The following is a 505-nucleotide window of genomic DNA, read 5'->3' on the forward strand; positions in this document are numbered from 1 at the left end:
GGACGCTCGCCGTTCCCTTGTAGCGGCGATCTTGCGACACGATCAGCGCGACTTCCTCGAAAAGCTCGCGTGCCTGTTTGCGCGCATAGGCGGCCGACTGGATCAGGCCACCGGGAATCTTTTCAGGGCCGAAGACGCATAGCAGGACGATCGCGGCGGCGAGCGCCGTCTTTCGCGAGCCGCGCCCAAGCTGCACGATGACTTTCTTGATGATCCTCGTGCCATCGGGATTACGCGGCCCGAAGATGGCGCGGATAATCCGTTCTTGCCATTCGTCCAAATGGAAGGGATGACCGGGTGCCGGGTTCTTCGGGTGCCGGTTCTTACGAAGCCACTGCACGGCCTTTTCGCCATCGCCAAAGGTGTCTTCGATGACAGAACCGTCGAACAGAAATTCAGGGCGGATGACGAGCGTGCTCATAGGAAGTCGTCATCCTCATCGGATGCCGACATTACGGCGCGCGAACGCGAAGCCGGTGTCAGGCCAAGTTCGCCAGCGGCGCGA

At 61.0% G+C, this 505-nt stretch carries 1 protein-coding gene; it reads right to left on the minus strand.

What is annotated here, in order from left to right; all coding sequences use genetic code 11:
* On the minus strand, nucleotides 1–421 hold a 421-nt coding region (locus PZ895_RS00585), incomplete at its 3' end, for a terminase large subunit (protein WP_345803511.1).
* Nucleotides 422–505 lie beyond the last annotated feature (84 nt).

The sequence above is a fragment of the Mesorhizobium sp. YIM 152430 genome (assembly GCF_029210365.1).
Lineage (GTDB): Bacteria > Pseudomonadota > Alphaproteobacteria > Rhizobiales > Rhizobiaceae > Aliihoeflea.